Raw genomic sequence first — 514 nt, 5'->3', positions numbered from 1 at the left:
TTCACCCCGCAGGCCGAACAGACCCGCGACGTCGGCTCGAACCGTCCGATCCGGACCAGCGTCCGGCCGTACCGGGCGGCCTTGTACTCCAGCATGGCGACGAACGCGGACCAGCCGGCGTCGTGCACTGACTTGGCCAGCCGGGTACGGGCGAGTCCCTTGACCGCCAGGTCCTCCACCGCGACCGCTTGGTTCTCGCGGATCAGCCTTGTGGAGAGCTGCTGGTGGAACTCGCGCCGCGCGTCGGCCACCCACGCATGCGCACGGGCGACTTCCAGCCGGGCCTTGGCCCGGTTGTTCGAGCCCTTCTTCTTGCAGGACAGGTCCCGTTACGTCTTCTTCAGGCGTTTCTCGGCCCGGCGCAGAAACCGAGGAGAAGCGATCTTCGTACCGTCGGAGAGGACCGCGAAGTGCGTCAACCCCAGATCGATGCCGATCACACGCTCCGTCTGGGCGAGGGCCGGTTCCGGGCCGGTCTCCACAACGAAGGACGCGCAGTACCGGCCGGAACTGT

At 67.5% G+C, this 514-nt stretch carries 1 protein-coding gene and 1 pseudogene; both read right to left on the bottom strand.

Annotation, left to right across the window (positions count from 1 at the left end):
* Positions 1-92: zinc ribbon domain-containing protein (locus tag AC08ON_RS08370; RefSeq protein ID WP_476607614.1), on the bottom strand; the 92-nt coding region annotated here is incomplete at its 3' end.
* Positions 66-440 (bottom strand): annotated as a pseudogene (locus AC08ON_RS08365) (RNA-guided endonuclease InsQ/TnpB family protein); the annotation flags it as partial. The gene AC08ON_RS08370 and the pseudogene AC08ON_RS08365, both read right to left, overlap by 27 nt.
* Positions 441-514 lie beyond the last annotated feature (74 nt).

The sequence above is a fragment of the Frankia sp. CoWAU3 genome (genome assembly GCF_977971855.1).
The sequence above is the reverse complement of the archived record's forward strand: the minus strand, read 5'-3'. Positions and strand labels throughout refer to the sequence as shown.